We start from the raw sequence: 20,969 nt of genomic DNA on the forward strand, positions 1-20,969 counted from the left end.
TCGCTGCCGTTCCGGTAGACTCGGCGGCGCGAACTTACCACAGCCTGACCGCGGCACGCCCCGCCGCGGGCGGCAGTCGGCTCAACAGAGCCCCACAGGAGGAACCATGGATCTCAAGATCGTCGGCGGCGACCTCGCCAAGGCCAAGACCCCCTGCCTGATCCTCGGCGTCTTCGACAAGCACAAGCTGTCAGGCCCCGCGGAGGCGGCGGACGCCGCGAGCGACGGCGCCGTCACGGCGCTGCTCGGCAAGGGCGAGCTCGACGGCGGCAAGGGCTGGCTGATGGCCTACGACATCCCCGGCATCGCCGCCGAGCGGGTGCTGCTGCTCGGCCTCGGCAAGCGCAAGGAATGCAACCGCGCCGCCTTCATCAAGGCCCTCGGCACGGCCTTCGGCCGGCTCGCCGAGGCCCGCGTCGCCAAGGCGCTGCTCGCGTTGCCGAAGGAGGCCGACGACTACCTCGGCGTGCGCGCCGCGGCGCTGAAGGCCGCGCAGAGCGCCTATCGCTACGAGCGCACCAAGGCGCCGAAGAAGGACGCGCCGGTGCTGCTCGCCGAGCTCGACATCTGGGTCGACAAGCCGGCCCGCGACGCCGCCGAGCGCGCGGTCGCACACGCCGCGGGCATTGCAGAAGGCGTGGCGCTGGCCCGCGAGCTCGGCAACCTGCCGGGCAACCTGTGCACGCCCACCTACCTCGCCGAGCGCGCGCTCGCGCTCGCCGACGAGCACACGGCGCTGAGCACAGAGATCCTGGACGAGGACGCCATGCGCGAGCTCGGCATGGGCTCGCTCCTGTCCGTCAGCCGCGGCAGCCGCGAGCCCGCGAAGCTGATCAAGATGACCTACCAAGGCGGCGACGATGCAGCCAAGCCCATCGTCCTCGTCGGCAAGGGCCTCACCTTCGACGCCGGCGGCATCTCCATCAAGCCCGCCGCCGACATGGACGAGATGAAGTACGACATGGCCGGCGGCGCCAGCGTCTTCGGTGCCGTGCTCGCCGCGGTGCGCATGCAGCTCCCCATCAATCTCATCGGCGTCGTGCCGGCATCCGAGAACCTGCCGGACGGTGCCGCCAACAAGCCCGGCGACGTGGTCACCAGCATGTCCGGGCAGACCATCGAGATCCTCAACACCGACGCCGAGGGCCGGCTCATCCTCTGCGATGCGCTCACCTACGTGGAGCGCTTCGAGCCCGCCCTGGTGCTCGACATGGCCACGCTCACCGGCGCCTGCATCGTCGCGCTGGGCAAGCACCCGTCCGGGCTGTTCACGCCCGACGACAAGCTCGCGAAGGAGCTCGCCGACGCCGGCGACGCCGCCGACGACCGCGTCTGGCGCCTGCCGCTGTGGGAGGACTATCAGCAGCAGCTCGACAGCAACTTCGCGGACATGGCCAACATCGGCGGGCGCGACGCCGGCGCCGTGACCGCCGCCTGCTTCCTGTCACGCTTCACCAAGGCCTACCGCTGGGCGCATCTCGACATCGCCGGCACCGCCTGGGTGTCGGGCAAGGAGAAGGGCTCGACCGGGCGCCCCGTGCCGCTGCTCGCCGAGGTTCTGATCCGCGAGAGCGGGGTGGAGACAACCGGTTAGGCCAGCCCGCCACCGGACGCCATGACCCGCATCGACTTCTACGTGCTCGCCGACGGCGCGACCGGCGACCGGCTCACCCTCGCCTGCCGCATCGCCGAGCGCGCCTACGCCGACGGCCGCCGGGTGCTGATCCACTGCCCGGACGCTAGCCTCGCCCGCCAGATCGACCGCCTGCTCTGGACCTGGCGCGAGGACAGCTTCCTGCCCCACGGCCTGGTCGGCGAGACCGACGCCGCGCTCACGCCCGTGCTCATCAGCACCGACGGCGAGCCGGCGGCAGAGGATCAGGTGCTGATCAACCTCAGCCCCGAGGTGCCGGAGTTCTTCGCCCGTTTCGAGCGACTCTGCGAGCCGCTGGACCAGGACCCGCTGATCCTCAAGGCCGGGCGCAGCCGCTGGAAGTACTACCGGGACTGCGGCTACGACGTGAATCACCACGAGGTACGCTGACCGGGGTCGTTTGGGATCTCACGCCGATGGCGGTGGGCACGGTTGCGATCATCGCCGCCGCGTCATGGCCGCTGTGATATGGTTTCCGGGATCGATTCATTGCCAACCGCAACCATGTCCTACAGCGTCGCCCTCATTCGGCAACTCGAGACCGTCGATCCGGCGCTGCGGCAGGTGTTGCTGGCGATCCTCGACGAAGTCGAGCAGCACCGTGCCGTCACGGTCACCCGCGACGACTTCGCGGACCTGCGCGCGGCAGTCGCATCCCTCACCGAGGCCCAGACGCGCACCGAGGCCAGCATGGCGCGGCTCGCCGACCGCATGGACGCGCTCGCCGAGGCCCAGCAGCACGCCGACGCGCGCATGGAGCAGCTCACCGAGGCCCAGCAGCGCACCGAAGCACGCATGGAGCGGCTAGCCGGCCGCATGGATGCACTCGCTGACGCCCAGCAGCGCACCGAGGCGCTAATGGAGCAGCTCACCGAGGCCCAGCAGCGCACCGAAGCCAGCGTGGAGCGGCTCACCGGCCGCATGGATGCGCTCGCCGAGGCCCAGCAGCGCACCGAAGCCAGCGTGGAGCGGCTCGCCGGCCGCATGGATGCGCTCGCCGAAGCCCAGCAGCGCACCGAAGCCAGCGTGGAGCGGCTCGCCGGCCGAATCGACGCGCTCACCGAGGCCCAGCGGCGCACCGAGGCCGGCATGGAGCAGCTTGCCCTCGCCCAAGCCGAGACCCAGCAGGAGCTCAGTGTTCTGAGCCGTTCCGAGGCCGACACCCGCCGTCAGCTCGGTGGCCTGGCCCGCAGCACCGCCTATGCGTTGGAGAACGAGGCCTACCGTCAGCTCCCCAAGCTCCTCGAAGGGCGCGGCATCAAGGTCTCCGACCGCTTCGTGCGCACCACGCTAGAGGGCGAGGAGATCAACTTCCTCGCCCACGCGGAGCGCGACGGAGAGCCCGTGGTCATCGTCGGGGAATCGGTGCTGCGCCTGGAGGACACCAACAAGCTCGCGCAGTTGCACGCGCACGAGGCGCTCGCCCGCACCGCCTACGGGCTGGCCACCGTCCCGCTGCTGGTCACGCATTTCGCGCGCCCGAATATCCGCGAGAAGCTCGAGGCCCGCGGCGTGGTCGTCGTCGAGAGCTTCGAGTGGTTGTGACTGGAACCGGTGCGCGCTACGACGGCATGAACCCGTCGTCCAAGATCTCCTCGACGCCCCACGGGCAATTCTCCGGGAAGCCGCCCATACCGGTCTCGTCGATGGCCTTGGTCACGGCATCGGCCCAGATGGCGCCCTGCCAGTCCGGGTCCGCAAGCCGGGGTTTCAGGCTCGGCACCTGGCCGAGGTGGAAGCGCAGCGCGCGCCGCTGCTCCTTGATGGTGCGCCGCCAACTGTTGCTTTGGCGTTCGGGCTGAAACTGCCATTTGAGGAGGTGTGCCAAGAGCAGCGCCATGCGGCTCGCCAGCTCCCGTTGCTCGCTTTTGCCCACGTCGGCGATTTCCTCGGCCAGATTCACGAGGTCGAGTCGGTCGAGCTGCCCGGCGCGCAGCAGCGCGGCCTGCTCCTCAGCCCAGGCAGCAACGTCCTCGTCGTAACGGGTCGATGCGGTCATGGCTACCTCGATCGCCTGCCGTGTGCACAGAGCCAAGCGTGCACACTTGCTCGCTTCACAGCTCCCGCAACCCCAGCACATCCTGCATATCGAATTGCCCGCGCTCCTTGCCGGCCACCCATGCCGCCGCGCGCACGGCGCCGCGGGCGAAGGTCATGCGACTGCTGGCGCGGTGGCTGATCTCGACGCGCTCGCCGTCGGCGGCGAACCAGACCGTGTGCTCGCCGACGGTGTCGCCGGCGCGGATGGTCTCGAAGCCGATGGTGCTGCGCTCGCGCGGGCCGGTGTGGCCCTGGCGGCCGTAGACGGCGACCTCATTGAGGTCGCGGCCGAGGGCGGCGGCGACGATCTCGCCCATGCGCAGCGCCGTGCCCGAGGGGGCATCGACCTTGTGGCGGTGATGCGCCTCGATGATCTCGATGTCCACGTCATCGCCCATGACCTTCGCGGCCATGTCCAGCAGCTTGAAGCAGAGGTTCACGCCAACGGACATGTTCGGCGCATAGACCAGCGCGATGTCGATGGCCGCCTCGCTCAGGGCCTCGCGCTGCGCCGGGCCGAGTCCCGTCGTGCCGATGACGCTGCGGCAGCGCGCGTCGCGGCAGAGCGACAGGTTGTGCATGGTCGCGTCCGGCGTCGTGAAATCGATGAGCACATCGAACTCGCCGAGCACCTCGTCCAAGTCCGGGCGAATCGCGACGCCCAGCTTGCCGATGCCCGCCACCTCGCCGGCATCGACGCCGATAAGGCCGCTGTCGCCCGTCTCGGTGGCGGCGCTCACCGCCATGCCCTCGGTACGGTGCACGGCGCCCACCAGGGTGCGGCCCATGCGCCCGCCGGCACCGGCCACGGCTACGCGGATCTGATCCATCCTCGACTCCATCACGCTCTCGGGTTGCTGATGCGCGCTACGATACCCGAGCCCGCCGGCACGTGCGATGACCTGCGCCACAAGCTGGACGCTCCGTTGCCTCGGGCGTACGCTGACCCGTCCGCCGCCGCCCCAGTAAGACCTCGACCGCGAAGCCATGGCCGTCCTGAACCGCAAGACCGTGCAGAAGATCTCGCGCGGGCTGCGCTCCCGTTACCCATTGTTCTACGTGCTCGGCTGGGAGGAGGAGCGCATTGAGCGCCTGCTCCGCTCCGTGGCGAAGAGCTACTACAGCGGCAACGGCGAGCTCATCGTCTGGAGCGCCAACGACGGCTTCATGTCCAGCGCCGAGGACGAGACGACCAGCGCCCCGCCCGTGGTGGGCAGCGATGCGGCGGCGGACCTGCGCGACCCCATCGCGGCGCTCCGTGCCATCGCGGAGTCGGACCGCCCCGCCCTGTACTTGATGAAGGATCTCCCCGTCTGGTTCGAGGCCAACCCGGCGCTGGTGCGCGCGGTGCGGGACCTCTACTACCGGCTGAAGCAACGCAATATCCATGTCTTTCTGAGCCATCCGCAGCTCATCCTGCCGGAGATCCTGAAGAAGGAGCTGTTCCTCATCGACATGGACCTGCCGTCCGAGGAAGAAATCGTCGAGACCCTCTCGCAGTCCCCGAACGTCGGCGACACGCCGCGGGATCACCTCTACCGCTTCGCCGCCGCCATGCGCGGGCTGTCGCTGAACGAGGTCGGACACCTATCCGCACGCATCTTCCGCGGCGAAACCGTGGAGCTCGACGCGACGCTCGGCGAGATTCAGGAAGAAAAGTCCCAGCTCCTGCGCAAGGAGAGCTGCCTGCGCTTCTATCCGCCGCAGCGCAACCTGGACGACATCGGCGGGCTGGAGAATCTCAAGGAATGGGTCCTCAAGCGCGCCGATCTATTCTCCGAGGAGGCCTATGAGGCGGGCGTCCCACTGCCCTCCGGCGTGCTCTTCATGGGCGTGTCGGGCTGCGGCAAGAGTATGGCTGCCAAAGCCATCGCCGCCGCCTGGCAGCTCCCCTTGGTGCGCATGGACATGAGCCTGGTGCTGTCCGGCAGCTTCGGCACCCCGGAGTATGCCTTTGAGCAGGCGACGCGCATGGCAGAAGAGGTCTCGCCCATCGTGCTCTGGGTGGACGAGATCGAGAACGCCTTCGGCTACGACGACCACGGCGGCGGCGGCGGTGGTGGCCACAACGCCGGTAATGTGAATATCTTCTCGAGCTTCCTGACCTGGCTGCAGGAGAAGGACCAGCGCGTGTTCGTCGCCGCCACCGCCAACCGCATCCAGGCGCTACCGGCGGAGCTGATGCGCAAGGGCCGCTTCGACCAGCTATTTTTTCTGGACCTGCCGCACAAGGACGAGCGCAAGGAGATCTTCCGCATCCATATTGTCACCCACGGCGGCGACCCGAAGGACTTCAATTTCGGCTACCTCGCCGCCAGCACCAAGGAATGGAGCGGCGCCGAGATCGAGCAGGCGGTCAAGTCCGCCCGCATTGATGCCTATCAGCAGGACCGGCCCTTCAACGAGCGCGACGTCGTCAACAACATCGTCGCCACCATCCCGCTGTCGCGGACCATGGTGGAGCAGATCAAGGCGATCAAGGATTGGTGTTTCAAGCGCGCAATCACCGCCTCGCGGCCGGCGCCGCGGGAGCAGTAGCGTCCGCCGACACCCAGAAAGTAGAAGCTCAGTTTGGCCGCAGCAACTTCAGCGGATATCCCCCGGGGCAGAACGATTTCAAAACCTTTTTTTTGTCAATCCTGCAATGACCGACCAAAGCTGGAAACTTAAGCGCGACCCCGTGTACCGAGGTGATTGCGCCCCGGAAGTATCCCGTCCCGTTCCTTCAGCAAGCAGATCAATCGTGTGACATGTCTTGTTTCTTGAAGGTTTCGGAAGAGCCACACCGTATTTGTCCGCCTCAGAGCAACGTGACACAGCCAACTTCTTCGCTGGGCACGGGGGAAAAACCTACATCGGCAGGCCAGTGGAATGGCCAACATTCGATGTCAAGCACCGATCAAGAAAGGAGCTCGTTCAACTACTGAGAGGGACCGGAAAAGGGGACGCGGAGTGGCCCAGCGCATTCGAGGTGCTGCGCGCCCGGCAATACGTCGAAGAGTGGCAGGAACACCTTGCAGACTTTACTTCCCTTGCCGACCTTACGCCCGACCAACTGCAGCAGGTAGCCAATAATATCTTTTCGTAAGCGTATTATCATGAATCAAAACACATTAGCCTCATGTGCCAATTGCTGGTTCAATGGCCTTCAGTACGGATCTGTCGGACTAAGCATGGGCTATTGCTCGGAGCACAGAGTCACGCTACGAAGACCCGACCAAACGACATGTGGAAGGCACGTTCGAAAAGACCTGCTTCTGAAATCTTCGAAAGCTTTCCACCATCACCACGGGCAACATTTCCCCCACGACAAGGTCGTGACGTTCCATAACCGCGCTGATCAAGCCGATAGCAGTTACATCGAGCGGAGTACGTCGTTTCTTCGCCACGATTCAGTTGGCGACGTCGTTGCCGACTACGGCGAGTACGACTCGAAGATCGAGTCGCTCGCGCAACTAAGGTCGCTCAGCACCTACCGCTCTGAGATTGCAATGCTCAGCCTTGGACGAGCATACACCAATCGATGTGTAGAACGAGGCGGGAGCTGGACAAGCGGAATACATCTGTTGTGGTGGACGCGGCGGCGTCTGGTCGAAGCCGAGGTGTTTGATCCGACTCCCTCGGATTTTCGATATTCGACCGCGGGCAGCTCGGAAAGGCAACTAGAGCTGGCCGGCTGGTCATTATTGATGCTTAGGCTGATGTTTATTTCTGACCTCGGTACCTACGCAGAGGGCCGCGACGCATCGATAGAACCTCTCAAGGGTATCGCCGAGCAAGCAGCACAAGATACGCAGATTCCAAGCAAAAGAAAGCTTTTGACATGGATCAAGAAGACCGGCATTGCAATGCTTGAGGACGTACTGCCGGAGTCGCGATACCGGTCAATTACTGCTTCGCTATTAAGATAGCTGAGTCAACGCCTTGATTCCGATTGATTGGGCATCGCGCCGAAAATCGGGCGGAACCGGGAAAACGCCTCAAGCTGGCTTCCAGTCAATTCTTGGCCAGGGTCAATTCTTGGTCAGAGATGAGCGGGAAATGGGCGTCAGGCTCGCGACCCGTTACCGAATCCCCTCCTGCTCCAACTGCTTCTTCAGCACCTCGATCTGCACATCCAGGTCCAGCACGTCGGCGCGTTGCAGGCGCTCGCGCTGGCGGCGGAACTGCTCCTCGATGGTGACGAGCACGCTGCGGAAGTTCTGCGTCAGCTCGGGATGGTCGCTGTGGCGGTGGGTGCGCACGTAGCCGTCCGTCACCTGCTCGGCGCCCTCCAGAAACACGGTCAGGAAACGCCGGGCCCGGCGCAGGTCCGACGGGCGCTCGGCGATCTGCGCGAGGATGCCGCGCCCCTCGGCGGCAATGCGCGCGAGCCGGGCTTCCAGCTCCGGATTGCCGACGGCGCGGGCGGCACCCTCGATGGTGATGAGCCGCTCCTCGGCGTCGGCCAGCGCCTCCGCGACTTGGCGCGACTCGCGGTCGTCGGCGGTAAGCCGCTCGCCTTCGAGCAGCGGGTCGAAGCGGTAGATGAAATGAAACGCGAGCGCCGCGAGCCCGCCGAACGCGATGCCGATGGGCAGCGAGTGGCCGACCCCGAGCACGGCCGCCACCGCGACGCCGGCGGCCACCGCGATCCCGCCCAGGTTCTTGAGCGGCAGCTGGAACCGGCGCGAGAAGCGCCGCACCAGCGCGCCCTCGGCGTCGGCCGCGCCGCTGCGGCGGGTCAGCACGGCACCGAGCGCGATGAGGCCCCAGCCCAGCGCATCGCCGAGGAAGCCCTCGAAGCTGCCGGCGGCAAGCGCGAAGACCGCGCCAAACAGCAGCGGCGCGGACAGGAACCAGAGCCCGAACACGCCGACCCGGCGCCGTCGCGCGGCCCCGGTGGTAACGGCGGCGCGCCTAGGCGCATCGCGCCGGACGGGCGCGGCCGCGGTGGACGTCCGGCGCACGGCCGGCAGGTCGAGCCTGAGGTCCAAGTCCGCGACCTTGCCGAGCAGGGCGCCCAGGTCGCGCTCACGGGTCGGCGCGGCGGCCGGCCGTTTGCTGTCGGGTTCCTCGGTCATAGCACGTACAGGGACTGGCAGGACACGAGCCCGAGGGTCATGGACATCAGAAACCAGCCCAGCACGCGCGTGCCGATGGGCGGGCGGTCTGGCAGCGTCTGTGGTGCCGGAACCGGCGGGCGGGCGGATGGATGTGAGCGTTGTCTGTTCATGGCTGCGATGATACGGCCTCCGCCGGGCGCTCCGCACCGTGCAGGCGGACGAAGTCGTCCACCGCGCTCACAAGATGCCGCTCGAGCGCGTCCGCCGGCACGGCGTCGATCAGGTGCAGCAGGAGGCGGACATGGAAACTGCCGAAGCACAGGTTCATGAGTTGCCAGGCGGCCTCGCCGGTGTCGTGCGGGCGCAGCCGGCCCTGCTCCACCAACAGCGCGAGCACCGCGGCGACGGTGCGCTGCGCCGCCGCCGGCCCGTTCTCGAAAAACAGCGCCGCGATGCGCGGATGGGCAGCGGCCTCCGCCATGACCACCCGGTGCATCGCGACCACCTCGGGGTCGAAGATCAGCTCCATGAAGCCCCGGGCGACGTGCAGCAGCACCGCCCGTGCGTCCGCGCCCGGCGGGGCCGATTTCGACGCGTCGACGCCGGCGTCGCGCCCGGCGCCGACACTGACGCCGTCGAAGCCGTAGCGCTCGACCTTGCCGCGGATGCAGCTTCGGAACAGGTCCTCCTTGCCGTCAAAGTGCGAATAGAGCGTCTGCTTCGACACGCCGGCCGTCCGCGCCACCTGATCCATGCTCGTGCCTTGAAGCCCCTGCTCCAGAAACAGCGCGCTCGCCGCCTTAAGGATGGCCGCGCGCTTCTGCTCGCTCTTCGGCCGGCCGCGCCGCGCCGGCGCGCTCACCGCCGCACCTCCGATCCATGCACGCCGGCGCGCCGCGCGCACGAGCCCTCGCCTGCCGCCGCCGTCCGTCGGAAAGCTTCGGTCATGGTCGTGCCGCTCACAAATCTCATACTGGACGGTCCAGTTTTTGACGACTAATATCACACTACGCGGTCCAGTCTAGCCGCTTACCCGGGACATCGCACGAAGTACGAAAAGTACGAAGTATGGCTCCCTCGGCCCTCGGCCCTCGGCCCTTTTGCTCCCGAAACGCAGAGTCGTTATGAAACTCGATTCAGCTACCCTCATCCGGCCGTCAAGGCGCCTCCCTGCCCTCTGTCTTTGTCTTGCCGCGGCCATGGCCGGCAACGCCGCCGAGCCGCCCGGCGACCACAGCCCGGCCGCGCCGACCATCGCCGTGCCGGTACAGCCGGCGCAGATCGAGACCGGCTTTGATTCCGCGCTCACCTTCACCGGCCGCGTCGAGGCTCGGCGCCTGAGCCGGCTCGGCTTCGAGCAGCCGGGTCTGCTGGCCGCGGTGCTGGTGCGCGAGGGCGACGCGGTGGCCGCGGGCGAGACGCTGGCGCGGCTCGACACGGCCGCGCTCGCCGCCCGCCGCGCGGAGCTGACGGCCGCGCGGGCGAGCGCCGAGGCGGACCTCGCGCTAGCAGAGGCCACGGCGGCGCGCTTTCGCGACTCGGTCAAGGACGGTGCCGTGACCCGCCAGGCACTCGATGAGGCGGTGGAGGGCGCGCGGGCTGCCGCGGCCAATCTGCGGCTCGCCGAGGCGCGCATCGCGACCGTCGACGTGGATCTCGCAAAGGGCCGGCTGGTCGCGCCCTACGCCGGGGTCATCACGGCGCGGCTCGCAGACGAGGGCCAGGTGCTCGGCGCCGGCACGCCGGTGCTGGAGCTCCAAGACGGCGCCGCGCCGGAGATCCGCATCGGCGTCGCCGATCGGCTGAGCGCCCGCCTGGTGCCGGGCGAGGTCTATGCGCTCTCGCTCGGCGACGCGCGCATCGAGGCGCGGCTGCGCACCCTGCTGCCGCGCCGCTCCGCCACCAGCCGCACCGTGGACGCCCTGTTCGACCCCCTGCCCGCGGCCGGGCCGAACGCTGCCGCCCTGCCCCGCCCCGGCACGCTGGTCAGCCTGTCGCTGCCCGAGCACCGCCAAGCCGCCGGGCTGTGGGTGCCGCTGACGGCGCTCACCGCCGGCGAGCGCGGGCTCTGGCGCCTGCTCGTGGCGATGCCGGCGGCGCTGGACACCGGCACCGGCGCGTCAACGGCAAGCTACCGGCTGGAGCCGCGGGCCGTGCAGGTGTTGGAGCTGCAAGACACGCGCGCCTTCGTCGCCGGCGCCATCGCGCCGGCGGAGTCCGTGGTCACGGCCGGGCTGCACCGCGTCGTCCCGGGGCAATTGGTGCGCGTTACCGGGGCACGCGCGGCCGAGATCGCCTTCGAGGCCCGCTGACATGACCACGCCGGCGCTGCGCCTGCTACACAACCCGCACCTGCTGGTGCTCGCCATCGCGCTGGCGCTGCTCGCCGGCGTGTCGGCTTGGCACAGCCTGCCGCGTATCGAGGACCCGCATATCACGCCCCGCAACGCGGCGGTGCTGACCGTGGTGCCGGGTGCGACGGCGGAGCGCGTCGAGGCGCTGGTGACTAAGAAGCTCGAGGACGCGCTGCGCGAGGTGGCCGAGGTCAAGACCATCGAGTCCACCTCCAGCGGCGGCATGTCGGTGCTCTCGGTGGAGCTCGACGACGCCGTCACCGCCGCCGACAACGAGCGCATCTTCGCCGAGCTGCGCGACCAGCTCGCCGCCGCCGAGGCGCTGCTGCCCGCCGGCACGGGCCGCCCGGTGCTCGACACCAAGCGCGGCGGCGTCGCCTACTCGCTGGTGGTGTCGGTGCACTGGGACGGCACCGGCCCGGCGCCGCTCGGCATCCTGGAGCGGCTCTCCGACGGCCTCGCCGAGCGCCTGCAGAGCCTCCCCGGCACCGAGCAGGTGGTGCGCTTCGGCGCCGCGGATGAGGAGATCCGCATCGACGTGGACCCGGCCGAGCTGGCCGCACTCGGGCTCACCATCGACGACGTGGCGGCGCGCCTCGCGGGCGCGGACGCGAAGGACCCGGCCGGTGCCCTGCACTCGGACACGCAGCAGCTCAGGCTCACCGTGGACGGCGAGCTGGACGCCGTGCAGCGCGTCGCCGCCGTGCCGCTGATCGCCGCCGCCGACGGCCTGGTGGCCGTCGGCGACATCGCCACCGTGAGCCGCGGCGTGCGCGAGCCGCCGCACGAGATCGCCTGGGCGGACGGGCGCCGCGCCGTGCTGCTCGGCGTGCGCACCCGCGACGCGGTGCACCTGGACGCCTGGGCGGCGTCCGCCCGCGCGCTGGTGGCCGATGCCGCGGCGGGGCTCGGCGGCGGGCTCGGCATGGCGGTGCTGTTCGATCAGAACCGCTACACCGGCGCGCGCCTGGCGGAGCTCGGCACCAATCTCGTCGCCGGCGCCGCGGTGGTGATGCTGGTGGTGCTGCTGACCATGGGGCTCCGCGCCGCCTTCATCGTCGGCGCGGCGCTGCCGCTGTCGGCGGCGCTGACGCTGTTCGGGCTCGACCTCGCCGGGGTCGAGATCCACCAGATGAGCATCTTCGGCATGATCATCGCGATCGGGCTCCTCATCGACAACGCCATCGTCATGACCGATGCCGTGCGCACGCGCCGTGCCGCGGGCGCGGCGCCCGACGCCGCGGTGGCCGAGTCCGTGCAGCACCTCGCCGTGCCGCTGGCCGCCTCGACGCTGACCACCATCCTCGGCTTCATGCCGATCTTTCTGCTGCCCGGCAACGTCGGCGACTTCATCGGCCCCATCGCCGTCGCCGTGATCCTGGCGCTCGCGGCGTCCTTCGTGCTGTCGCTGACACTGATCCCGGCGCTGGCCGGGCTCGCCGCCGCGCCGCGGGGCCGGGGCTTCTGGCAGCACGGGGTGTCGAGCCGGCGGCTCGGCCGCGCCTACCGCGCGCTGTTGACCACCACGCTTCGGCATCCGCTGCTCGCGGCGGCCCTGTGCCTGGTGCTGCCCGTGGGCGGCTTCGTCGCCGCCGGGCAGCTCGGGCTGCAGTTCTTTCCGCCGGCCGACCGGGACCAGTTCGAGATCCAGGTCTGGGCGGCGGAGGAAGCGTCCGTCCCGAGCACCGCCGCCGCGGTGCTGCGGCTCGAAGGCGCCATCCGCGCCGCCGGCGACGTTGAGCGCGTGTTCTGGGTCGCCGGCGGCAGCTCGCCGCCGGTCTACTACAACCAGCTCCGCAACCAAGACCGCAACGCGGCTTATGCCCGCGGCACGGTGCAGGCGGCAAGCCCTGCGGAGGCGCGCCGGCTCGTGGCCGTGCTGCAGCGCGAGCTGCCGGAGCGCTTTCCGGGGCTGCGCATCGTGGTGAGAAGCTTCGGCCAGGGTCCGCCGGTGCCGGCGCCCATCGTGCTGCGGCTGGCGGGGCCCGACGTGGCGGAGCTCAAGCGCTTGGGCGACGACCTGCGCCGCACGCTGCATCGCCTGCCCGAGGTCACCGAGAGCCTGGCGAGCATCGGCCCGGACGCGAAGACGCTCGCCGTCGCCGCGGACGAGCGCGACGCGGGCCTCGCGGGCCTGAGCCTGGGCGCCATCGCCGCGCAGTACCGCAGCGCGCTGGAGGGCGCCGTCGGCGGGCGCGTGCTGGAGGACATCGAAGACCTGCCGGTGCGCGTGCGCTACGCCTTGGACCACCGCGATGATCCGGCCGCGCTCGCGACGCTGCCGCTGGTCTCGCCGCGGGCGCCGGGCGAGTGGATCCCGGCGGCGGCGCTCGGCGGGCTGCGGCTCGCGCCCGAGACCGCCGCCATCACCCGCCGCAACGGCGAGCGCGTCAACATCATCGAGGCCTGGCTGACGCCGGACGCGCTGCCCATCGAGGTGACAGCCGAGCTGCGCCGGCTGCTGGACGAACAAGGCTTCGCGCCGCCCCCCGGCTATCGGCTGGAGCTCGGCGGCGACAGCGAGGAACAAGGCGAGGCCATCGGCCTGTTGCTGGCCTACGCGCCGCTGCTCGGGGCGCTGATGCTCGCGACGCTGGTGCTGGCGTTTCGCAGCTTCACGCTGGCGGGCATCGTCACGCTCATCGGCGTGCTGTCGGTGGGGCTCGGCCTGCTGTCGCTGTGGCTCGCGGGCTGGCCGCTCGGCTTCAACCCCATCCTCGGCAGCGCCGGGCTCGTCGGCGTCGCCATCAACGCCAGCATCGTCGTGCTCGCCGCGATCCGCGCCGATGCGAGTGCCGCGGCCGGCGACGTGCCGGCCATCACCGCCGCCGTCATCGGCGCCACCCGGCACATCGTCGCCACCACGCTCACCACCGTCGGCGGCTTCATGCCGCTGATCCTGCTCTCCGGCGGGGCGTTCTGGCCGCCGCTCGCCGTCGTCATCGCCGGCGGCGTCGGGCTCTCCATGCCGCTCGGCCTCGTGCTCGCCCCGGCGCTGTATCGGCTCGCGCTGCGGGCGGGGCTGGTGCGGGCGGCGGGGGCGGCGGACGCGAGCCATGTTTCCGCCCCAGCGACGTGCGCCTGAGCATCCACCAGCGCGCGATTGCGCCATCGCCACGGTTGTTGGCGCTGGCAAAAGCGGCACGTTGCCGCCGCGCACGTCGGCTTCGCGTGGGACGGCGCCAGCCACAGGGCCATCAACGACTGCCGGGAGACCAGGGCGGTGTGGCGCTATCCGTGCCGGTCCGCTATCCGCGCGGCGGACGCCGGAGCAGCCCGACGATCCCGGAGGTAACCGCGCGGGGCAAACGCTCGGTACCTCGGGCTCGGTTCCGCGCACCAGTGCGACGACAGGGTTCGGCTCCGCTATCATCGGACCGATGACCTTCTGGCGAGCGCCAGACCACGGGAGCCGCGGATGACGACCATCACGATCAACCTGCCCGACGCCCTCGCCGAACGCGTCGGCGGCGCGGCGCGTGCGGTGCACCGACCGCTTGAAGAAGTGCTGACCGCGATGCTCGACGGCGTGGTGCCATCGCTGGACGATGTGCCCGAGGACATGCGCACCGAGCTGCAAGCTCGAGATCTTCGATAGCAGCGAGGAGCGCTAGCGCGACCCGCAGCGATATTGTCACGACCGACCGGCCCCGGCCCGCGAAGGTCCACTGATGGTCCCAGAGCGGACGCCCACCATTCACGGCGCAAATGTCGGCTGACGACCCAGAGCCGACACCGGTGCCTCGCGGGCCGGGGTCCCCAGTCGAGCGGGCAGCGGACACCCGCCGTGGCTATGAGGTATCAGATACTGTCCCCAGAGCACGCCCGGGTCGGCCCACGCCCCTTGTAGTATGCTGCCGGCTTGTCGATTCGACCATCGGGGACATGTTGGCTTGCTGGTTTATCTGGACATCTGCTGCTTCAACCGGCCCTTCGATCAGCAGTCTCAAACGCTGGTGCGCTTGCAGACTGAGGCAAAGCTGGCGGTGCAGCACGGCGTGCGGGAGGGACACCTGAGGCTCGCGTGGTCGGCGGTGCTGGACTTGGAGAATGCCGGCAATCCCGACGCGGAGCGGGCCGAGGCGATCACGCTCTGGCGCGATCTTGCGCGGGTCGATGTCCCTACGACCCCGGCGGTCGAAGCCATCGCCGAGGGCATCGCCGAACGCGGCGTCAAGGCGATGGACGCGCTACATGTCGCGAGCGCCATCACAGCCGGAGCAACCTGGCTGTTGACCACGGATCTAAGGCTTATCCGCAGAATGCACGGCGATGATCGCATCGTCGTTGCCGATCCGATCGACTTCATCCGGTACTGGCAAGGGGATGACGATGAAAACCGAGTCTGAGCTGAAACTGGCCGGGGTACGGGCGCTGATTGCCGCACTCGGCCCAGTGGATGCCGAACGTTTTATCGTGGCCTTGCATCGGGAGCCGTTCGATTACACCCGATGGAGAGGCGACCAATGGCAGGACGCTACCGTCGCCACACTGGCGGAACAGGCGCGCGCGCTGCGGGCGCGCATGACGACACCGGGCTGAGGCTCGTTCGGTGTCGGCTTCTGAAAGATCTGCTGGGCGCTAATCAGGGACCGCTAATCAGGGAAACCGTGGTCTGTCCCAACACCGCCCGCCAACGCGCCCACAACGGCGCCGCAATCACTCCTCCGGCGGCAACGCCGCATCCAGCGCGGCGATCAAGTCCCGCTCCGCCGCCTCCAGCGTGACCTCGCGGAAGGGCTCGTCCTCCGGCCAATCCGCCAGCACCGCATCCAGCGCCGCCTTCGGCGACCAGGGCTGGCCGCGCTCGCCGTCCGGGCGCTCGTAGTGGTGCAGGATGTGCAACTGCTCGCGCAGGTCCTTGTCATCCTCCGCCGACAGCCCCTCCGGGAAGAACCAGCCGAGCACCGCGTCGTCGTCGTCCACCCACTCCCGCAGCCGCACGACGCCCGCGCGCGGCATCTGCGGATTGGGCCGGCCGGTGTCGTCGAAGAGGCCGAATTCCGGGGGCAAGGGCTGGCCGGGGCGAAGGCCGCGACGGCGCATCAGGTCGGGGTCTTCGGCTTGTTCGTTGAACCAGTCTAATGCGGCGATGCGCAATGCATAGGCTTCAACTTTCCGAGCCAGGAACATCTTCCAATCGCTCGTTCTAGTTCGGCAGGCTTCCTTTAACTCGCATAGTGTCGCGTCGCTGATCTTGGGCAAGTAGTGAGCACTAAGGCTACCCAAGTCGCGATGAATGGATGTGTATATTGCCGGAAGCAAGGAGTTGGACCGCTGCCGCGATCTGCGGGCCTCTCGCAGAAGATAGCGCAACCGATCCCACGAGCGGTGAACAGAAATAGATGGTTGATGCTCGGAAGGCATTGATGCGAACAGCCAGCATGCCAATCGTAGCAGAGTAAACAATCCGAAATCGTCTCCACCCGCGAGTGCTTCAGCAACAATTATGGTTTGATACAAACCTACCCCAAGGCGCGATCTCGTCGACTCCGGCGAATTGAGGCCGAGATTCATTGACGGCCGGCTTCCAACCGATGCGGAGTCACCAATGCTTTCGCCATGCAACACCCAAGCGTCAAGCGGAGTTGCGCGACAAGTCCACTGAATCAATTCGATTCCGGTCGGCATCGCTGCTTCCAGCTCGTATCCGACACACGTCAATACTGGCAATTGCGCATCTAAACTCGCCTGCCATCTTCTGCAATATGCATGAATTCCATTCGTTTCCGCCTGGTTGCGCAGCCAATCAGAAACCAATGATTGGGCTCCTGGCTTCTCACTAGCGAAGGCTGTTCGGAAGTTTCCCTCACTCCACAGCCACTCCGTCGCGTTCGCTAACGCCAGTAGCGAATATGCCTGCGCTTCAGTTTCATATGCATCGACTATCCAGCCAGCGTCGTCTATGGGATTTCGCCAACGCGCACCGGAACTCGAAAGTGAATCATCGAGTTGAGACTGCAATTCCATGAAGCTGCCTGTCGAGGCCTCGGCAAGCGTTGAGCCGAGCAATCCAAAAGGGTCTTCGCATTCGAACAACTTGTAGAGAAGCACCGGCCCCGATTGCGCCCAAGCGGGAACTGAACCGAAACGGGCCGCCAAGTCAGCCTCAGGCTGCACCAGCGCCGCGGCGATGACGACTGGCAACCAGCGCATACGCTCGCACTCGGCAAAATCCAGCTCTTCTCCTGTTAGCGCGGCAACGAGGAGCGTCGCCTGCGGCAGATCGGCAGGATCTAACTCCGCCAGCAGCTCCAGGTGGGCATTCGGGTCGGTCTGCGCCCCTTCGGCGGCGTGAATACACAGTAGCAATAGTCCGACCTCATCCCATCCTGGCAGACCAAGGTTCGTATACAACAGTTCCCGGATGGCATCGAGAAAGCGGCGGCTGCCGCGGGACTTGGCCCGGCCGTGGATGTACTCCGCGCAGAGGTATTCCTGGAAGCTCAGGTGTGCGAACTGTAAGCGATCCTCGGCAGGGTCGACGAGCAAGCCGGTCGGGTGCAGAAAGTAGTCCAGCAGCCGCGAAGCATCGTCCGGCTTGAGATCGCTGAAACGGCCGAGGTCCGGATTGGTGCCGCCCAGCAGCCCACAAACCTCTTGCTCCAGTTCGGCGCGGCTCCAGATCACTTGGCGCTTGTCCCGCTCACTCGCGGCATCCTTGACTTCCGCGCCCTTCAACTGGCTTCGCCACGCGAGATAGCCCAGCGCCCGGCGTACCTCTCGCTCATCCCAATGCGGCATCGGCTCGCCGCGGGTGGTGAATTGGAGCCGCCGCTGCTGGGTCTGGCGAATCAGGTAGAGGTCGATGATGCGCCGGTACAGGTCCGCGCGGCCGTGGGGCATGCGTCGGTCATTGGCGTGGACCAGCGCCATCAAGGTCAGGAAATGCGGACGGCGGGCGAGCGTCAGCAGATGTGCCCGGTTCGCATCCGTCAGCGCCGTCTCGAAATCCCGGATGAATTGCTCGCGCTCCAGGCGCCATTCATCCCGCAGCCGATAGAAACGGTCGACAAAGGTCTTGATCTGCGCGAGCCCGAACGGCTGCAAGTGCCGGAGCGTGGCGTCGATGGGCTGTGCCTGGGATGTGAGCTGAACGCGCGTCTGCTGCGTCGCGGCGCCGCCGAACAAGGCACCAAGCAACCCCAGGGCCGGTCCGCCGATCATTGCGCCGATGAACGCGCCCGGGATCGCGCCGCCGCCGAGTTGCTGCGCTTCCGTTCTCTGAAACTGCCGGTAGGTGGCCTCGTCAAGGCGAAGCTCAGAGAAGCCCTGCGGACGCCCGGCGAAGACCACCCGATGCCCCGCATTCAGGCCGGCCTGGGCGCAAAGCGCCAGTTGCGCGCGAATGCTCGGGCCGCCGGCCTCATCGATGCCGTCGAACAGCAGCAACAGCGGCATTCCGTCACCGCTCGGCGCATAACTCGCCCGCAACCGGGCGATATCCAGCCGATACCCCTTATCCCGCGCCTCCTGCTCCGCCCGCTTCCACCAGAGGTTGAGCAAGTCGTCGAGCGTTCTGACCTTCTCCAGCTCATCCTGATAGTCCCGCAGGATCAGCGGGATGGGCAGGATGCCGCGGTTGCCGACGATGCGGCGGCGGAAGTCGCTCGGGCGGTCGCTGGCGAGCTCGTCGATGATGGCCTGGATGAGCGTGGTCTTGCCGCTGCCGGGGCGCCCGGAGATGGCGACGAAGGGCTGCTCGGCGATGACCTCCAGGGCGTCGCGGCCGGGCAGCGGCTCGTCCTTGGCCTCGGCCGGGCCGGGCATGGATTCGTCGGTGCGGTCCTCGGTGTCCAGGCGCAGCGGCACGTAGACCTTGCGCAGGCTGACGCGGTCCTCGCCCTGCAAGGTCAAGAGCAGGTCCAGACCGCCGAAGCGCTTGGCGAGCCAGCGCACATAGTCCCCGCGGGCGGTGACACGGGCATTCTTTTCGGCGATGTCGCTCATGGGCGCTCTCGCGGTGTCGGATCAGTCGTCGTGGTCTGGAATCGGGTCGGTGGTCGGGTCGGCGGCGGCGTCGATATGCTCGGCCGGCGGTGCGGCGCCAGCGTCCGCATCAACATCTGAGGGCTGTGTTCCGTCCGGAAGGTCCCCCGCCGGTTCGATGTCGACGCGCAGGAAGATGTGACGCGGGTCGATGGTACGCCCGGTCTCGTACAACTCCTCAAACAGCGACTGAAAGTTGACGTCGGAACGACGTCGATCCCGCCGCTCGTTGGCGATGCGGACGGCGTCGTCGAGCGATTCGTTCCCGTGGCGCAGGTTGTCTCGGTCAATGCTGCCGAGGATATGACTGAAAGCGCGCGTGAAAACCTCCTTCAGCAGCCCGGTTTCCAGCACCGCGTCGCCGCCAGGCTCGGTGGCCCCCTGACGGGAAAGCACGGCGCGCAAAACGTCAATGGCCTCCGGCTGCCGCTCCAGCAGTCGCCACACCGGCCGGTGAAAGTGTCGCAGGTAATGCAGCAGCACGAAGCGTCGCGCCTCGGCCGGGAAATCGGCGTCGTCGCCCATCCAGCCGCCGCAGTCGTGCATGGCCCAGGCGGCGCAGAGGCTGTTGGTAAAGTTCTTGATCTTGCGCGGGTTGGGCTCCAGCAGTCGCTCGATGTCCTTGGCCATTTGGACGCGGGCGGCGTCGATGGGGGCCTGTTGCAACTCATCCGGCGCGGCGCCGCGAGGAATGCCGTGCAGGCGAAACTGCCGCACGATGCCGTCGCAGACGCCGCGGGCCGAGGGCAGCGGCACGCTCAGCGTCGCCTGAAACAGCTTCTCCAGGTACTCGCGGTTGGCCTCCTCGGAGTCGCTGCGGTGGCGCTTCAGGGCGGCCATCACGGCGCCGTCGTCGAGGCCGAGCACGAAAACACAGCGGCTGGTACCGAGGTAGAGCTTGATGATCTCCAATAGCCGGACGATGACCTCGCCCTCGCAGCGATCCAGGTCATCGACGAAGACGACGAGGCGGGCGTCGCTGCCGAGCTCGTCTGCATCGGTGCGCGCCTTGAGGAGCTGGTTGATCGCGTCCTCGAAGAGCAGATGAAAGCGCTGACCGTCGCTGAGGGCGGCGAGTCGGTCCTCGCCCTCCTTCCAGCCGCCGCGCACCGCATCTGTCAGACCGCGAGCGAGCTTCGCCGGACGCTCCATGACCAACGATAGCGCGGCATCGGCAAGATGCTCCAGCAGCTTGGCGGCGGCAAGTCCGGCTTGGCGGTTGAGCTGCTTGGCGCCTTCTTTGAAGCTAAGCCAGACCGTGAACTGCTCGCGGATCTCGTGGATGAGCGGAATGAGCGGATTGGCCTCGTTCTGATGCTGCCACGGGGAGTACCAGATGCCCAAAGTCTGCTCGGCCGTTGCTTTCGGCCAGGACGGAAGCCGGGGGTTTCGACCTTCGTGGTCGTACTTCCAACGCGCCCAATGATCGCCGTGGGCCTCCTTCGACAGCTCCCCGAACGGCAGCGCCTGCTGGATCGGCCGCCCGCCCAGGGTAGCGAACGCGCGGCGCATGACGCTGGTCTTGCCGCAGCCCCACTTGCCGTTGACGCCGATGGTGAAGGGCGGGTCCACCTGGAGCGCCATGCGCGCGACCTGATCGCCGGCGGCGCCTAAGCCAAAGTCGTCGTCCAGCGACCAGAGGTCGTTGCGGTAGTGCGGGTTGGGTGCGTCGGACATGGCGGCCTTCCCAGGTCTTGGGTAACGGTGCAGGGCGGTCGGTGGAACCGCTGCGGTTGTTCCGCCCTACACAGCTTGGGCGACGGTGCAGTTGCTCGGTGGAACCGCTGCGCTTGTTCCACCCTACGCCGCTGCCTTGGCCCTAGGCCCTCGGCCCTTCGCGCGAGCGGCGCGTCTGCTCCAGCGCGCACCATCAGGCAATCGCGGCGC

The 20,969-nt window shown here is 68.0% G+C and carries 17 protein-coding genes; 10 read left to right on the top strand and 7 right to left on the bottom strand.

Annotated elements, in window-relative coordinates; all coding sequences use genetic code 11:
* The first annotated feature begins 106 nt into the window (after positions 1–106).
* The 3 genes from ML01_RS14160 (at position 107) to ML01_RS14170 (ending at position 3,199) form a co-directional block, all read left to right on the top strand.
* A complete protein-coding gene (locus ML01_RS14160) occupies positions 107–1,594 on the top strand; it encodes a leucyl aminopeptidase (protein ID WP_058556047.1) in 1,488 nt (495 codons plus the stop codon).
* Between the two features lie 21 nt (positions 1,595–1,615).
* Positions 1,616–2,044 (top strand): DNA polymerase III subunit chi, encoded by a 429-nt coding sequence (locus tag ML01_RS14165; protein WP_058556048.1) that lies wholly within the window; start codon positions 1,616–1,618, stop codon positions 2,042–2,044.
* A 114-nt stretch (positions 2,045–2,158) separates the two neighbouring features.
* Positions 2,159–3,199, top strand: a complete 1,041-nt coding sequence (locus ML01_RS14170; RefSeq protein ID WP_058556049.1) for a hypothetical protein — start codon at positions 2,159–2,161, stop codon at positions 3,197–3,199.
* 16 nt (positions 3,200–3,215) lie between these two features.
* Here ML01_RS14170 and ML01_RS14175 read toward each other — a convergent pair whose 3' ends face one another.
* Complete coding sequence (locus ML01_RS14175) at positions 3,216–3,653, bottom strand: DUF29 domain-containing protein (protein ID WP_058556050.1); 438 nt, start codon at positions 3,651–3,653, stop codon at positions 3,216–3,218.
* A gap of 55 nt (positions 3,654–3,708) precedes the next feature.
* On the bottom strand, positions 3,709–4,524 hold the full coding sequence (gene dapB, locus ML01_RS14180) for a 4-hydroxy-tetrahydrodipicolinate reductase (RefSeq protein WP_058556051.1): 816 nt from the start codon (positions 4,522–4,524) through the stop codon (positions 3,709–3,711).
* A 157-nt stretch (positions 4,525–4,681) separates the two neighbouring features.
* Between dapB and ML01_RS14185 the strand changes: the two genes are divergently transcribed.
* Together ML01_RS14185 and ML01_RS28785 are read left to right on the top strand one after the other, a co-directional pair.
* Positions 4,682–6,232, top strand: a complete 1,551-nt coding sequence (locus ML01_RS14185) for an AAA family ATPase (protein WP_058556052.1) — start codon at positions 4,682–4,684, stop codon at positions 6,230–6,232.
* Positions 6,233–7,011: 779 nt separating this feature from the next.
* Positions 7,012–7,605, top strand: a complete 594-nt coding sequence (locus tag ML01_RS28785; protein WP_156427728.1) for a hypothetical protein — start codon at positions 7,012–7,014, stop codon at positions 7,603–7,605.
* A gap of 153 nt (positions 7,606–7,758) precedes the next feature.
* On the opposite strand, the gene ML01_RS14190 is transcribed toward ML01_RS28785, so the two are convergent.
* The 3 genes from ML01_RS14190 to ML01_RS14195 are packed head-to-tail and all read right to left on the bottom strand — an operon-like array spanning position 7,759 to position 9,601.
* On the bottom strand, positions 7,759–8,757 hold the full coding sequence (locus ML01_RS14190) for a 5-bromo-4-chloroindolyl phosphate hydrolysis family protein (protein WP_082674281.1): 999 nt from the start codon (positions 8,755–8,757) through the stop codon (positions 7,759–7,761).
* Positions 8,754–8,909 (bottom strand): hypothetical protein, encoded by a 156-nt coding sequence (locus ML01_RS29980; protein WP_173865177.1) that lies wholly within the window; start codon positions 8,907–8,909, stop codon positions 8,754–8,756. The genes ML01_RS14190 and ML01_RS29980 overlap by 4 nt, the downstream gene beginning before the upstream one ends.
* Positions 8,906–9,601 (bottom strand): TetR/AcrR family transcriptional regulator, encoded by a 696-nt coding sequence (locus ML01_RS14195; RefSeq protein WP_058556053.1) that lies wholly within the window; start codon positions 9,599–9,601, stop codon positions 8,906–8,908. The genes ML01_RS29980 and ML01_RS14195 overlap by 4 nt, the downstream gene beginning before the upstream one ends.
* A 337-nt stretch (positions 9,602–9,938) precedes the next feature.
* Here ML01_RS14195 and ML01_RS14200 point away from each other — a divergent pair, with 337 nt between their 5' ends.
* The 5 genes from ML01_RS14200 to ML01_RS27375 all read left to right on the top strand — a co-directional run bounded on the left by ML01_RS14200 (position 9,939) and on the right by ML01_RS27375 (position 15,635).
* The gene (locus tag ML01_RS14200; protein ID WP_058556054.1) at positions 9,939–11,051 is read left to right on the top strand and encodes an efflux RND transporter periplasmic adaptor subunit; all 1,113 of its coding nucleotides are present in this window, start codon (positions 9,939–9,941) and stop codon (positions 11,049–11,051) included.
* A gap of 1 nt (position 11,052) precedes the next feature.
* Entirely contained in the window at positions 11,053–14,178 is a 3,126-nt protein-coding gene (locus tag ML01_RS14205; RefSeq protein WP_058556055.1) for an efflux RND transporter permease subunit, read from the top strand.
* A 333-nt stretch (positions 14,179–14,511) separates the two neighbouring features.
* Entirely contained in the window at positions 14,512–14,691 is a 180-nt protein-coding gene (locus ML01_RS14210; RefSeq protein ID WP_058556056.1) for a hypothetical protein, read from the top strand.
* 295 nt (positions 14,692–14,986) lie between these two features.
* A complete protein-coding gene (locus ML01_RS14215) occupies positions 14,987–15,442 on the top strand; it encodes a PIN domain-containing protein (RefSeq protein ID WP_058556057.1) in 456 nt (151 codons plus the stop codon).
* A complete protein-coding gene (locus ML01_RS27375; RefSeq protein ID WP_082674284.1) occupies positions 15,426–15,635 on the top strand; it encodes a hypothetical protein in 210 nt (69 codons plus the stop codon). The genes ML01_RS14215 and ML01_RS27375 overlap by 17 nt, the downstream gene beginning before the upstream one ends.
* Positions 15,636–15,752: 117 nt before the next feature.
* Here ML01_RS27375 and ML01_RS14220 read toward each other — a convergent pair whose 3' ends face one another.
* Complete coding sequence (locus ML01_RS14220) at positions 15,753–19,043, bottom strand: NACHT domain-containing NTPase (protein ID WP_058556058.1); 3,291 nt, start codon at positions 19,041–19,043, stop codon at positions 15,753–15,755.
* A 21-nt stretch (positions 19,044–19,064) separates the two neighbouring features.
* Positions 19,065–20,759 (bottom strand): P-loop NTPase fold protein, encoded by a 1,695-nt coding sequence (locus ML01_RS14225; RefSeq protein WP_058556059.1) that lies wholly within the window; start codon positions 20,757–20,759, stop codon positions 19,065–19,067.
* Between the last annotated feature and the right edge of the window lie 210 nt (positions 20,760–20,969).

Source organism: Thiohalocapsa sp. ML1 (assembly GCF_001469165.1).
Taxonomy (GTDB): Bacteria; Pseudomonadota; Gammaproteobacteria; order Chromatiales; family Chromatiaceae; genus Thiohalocapsa.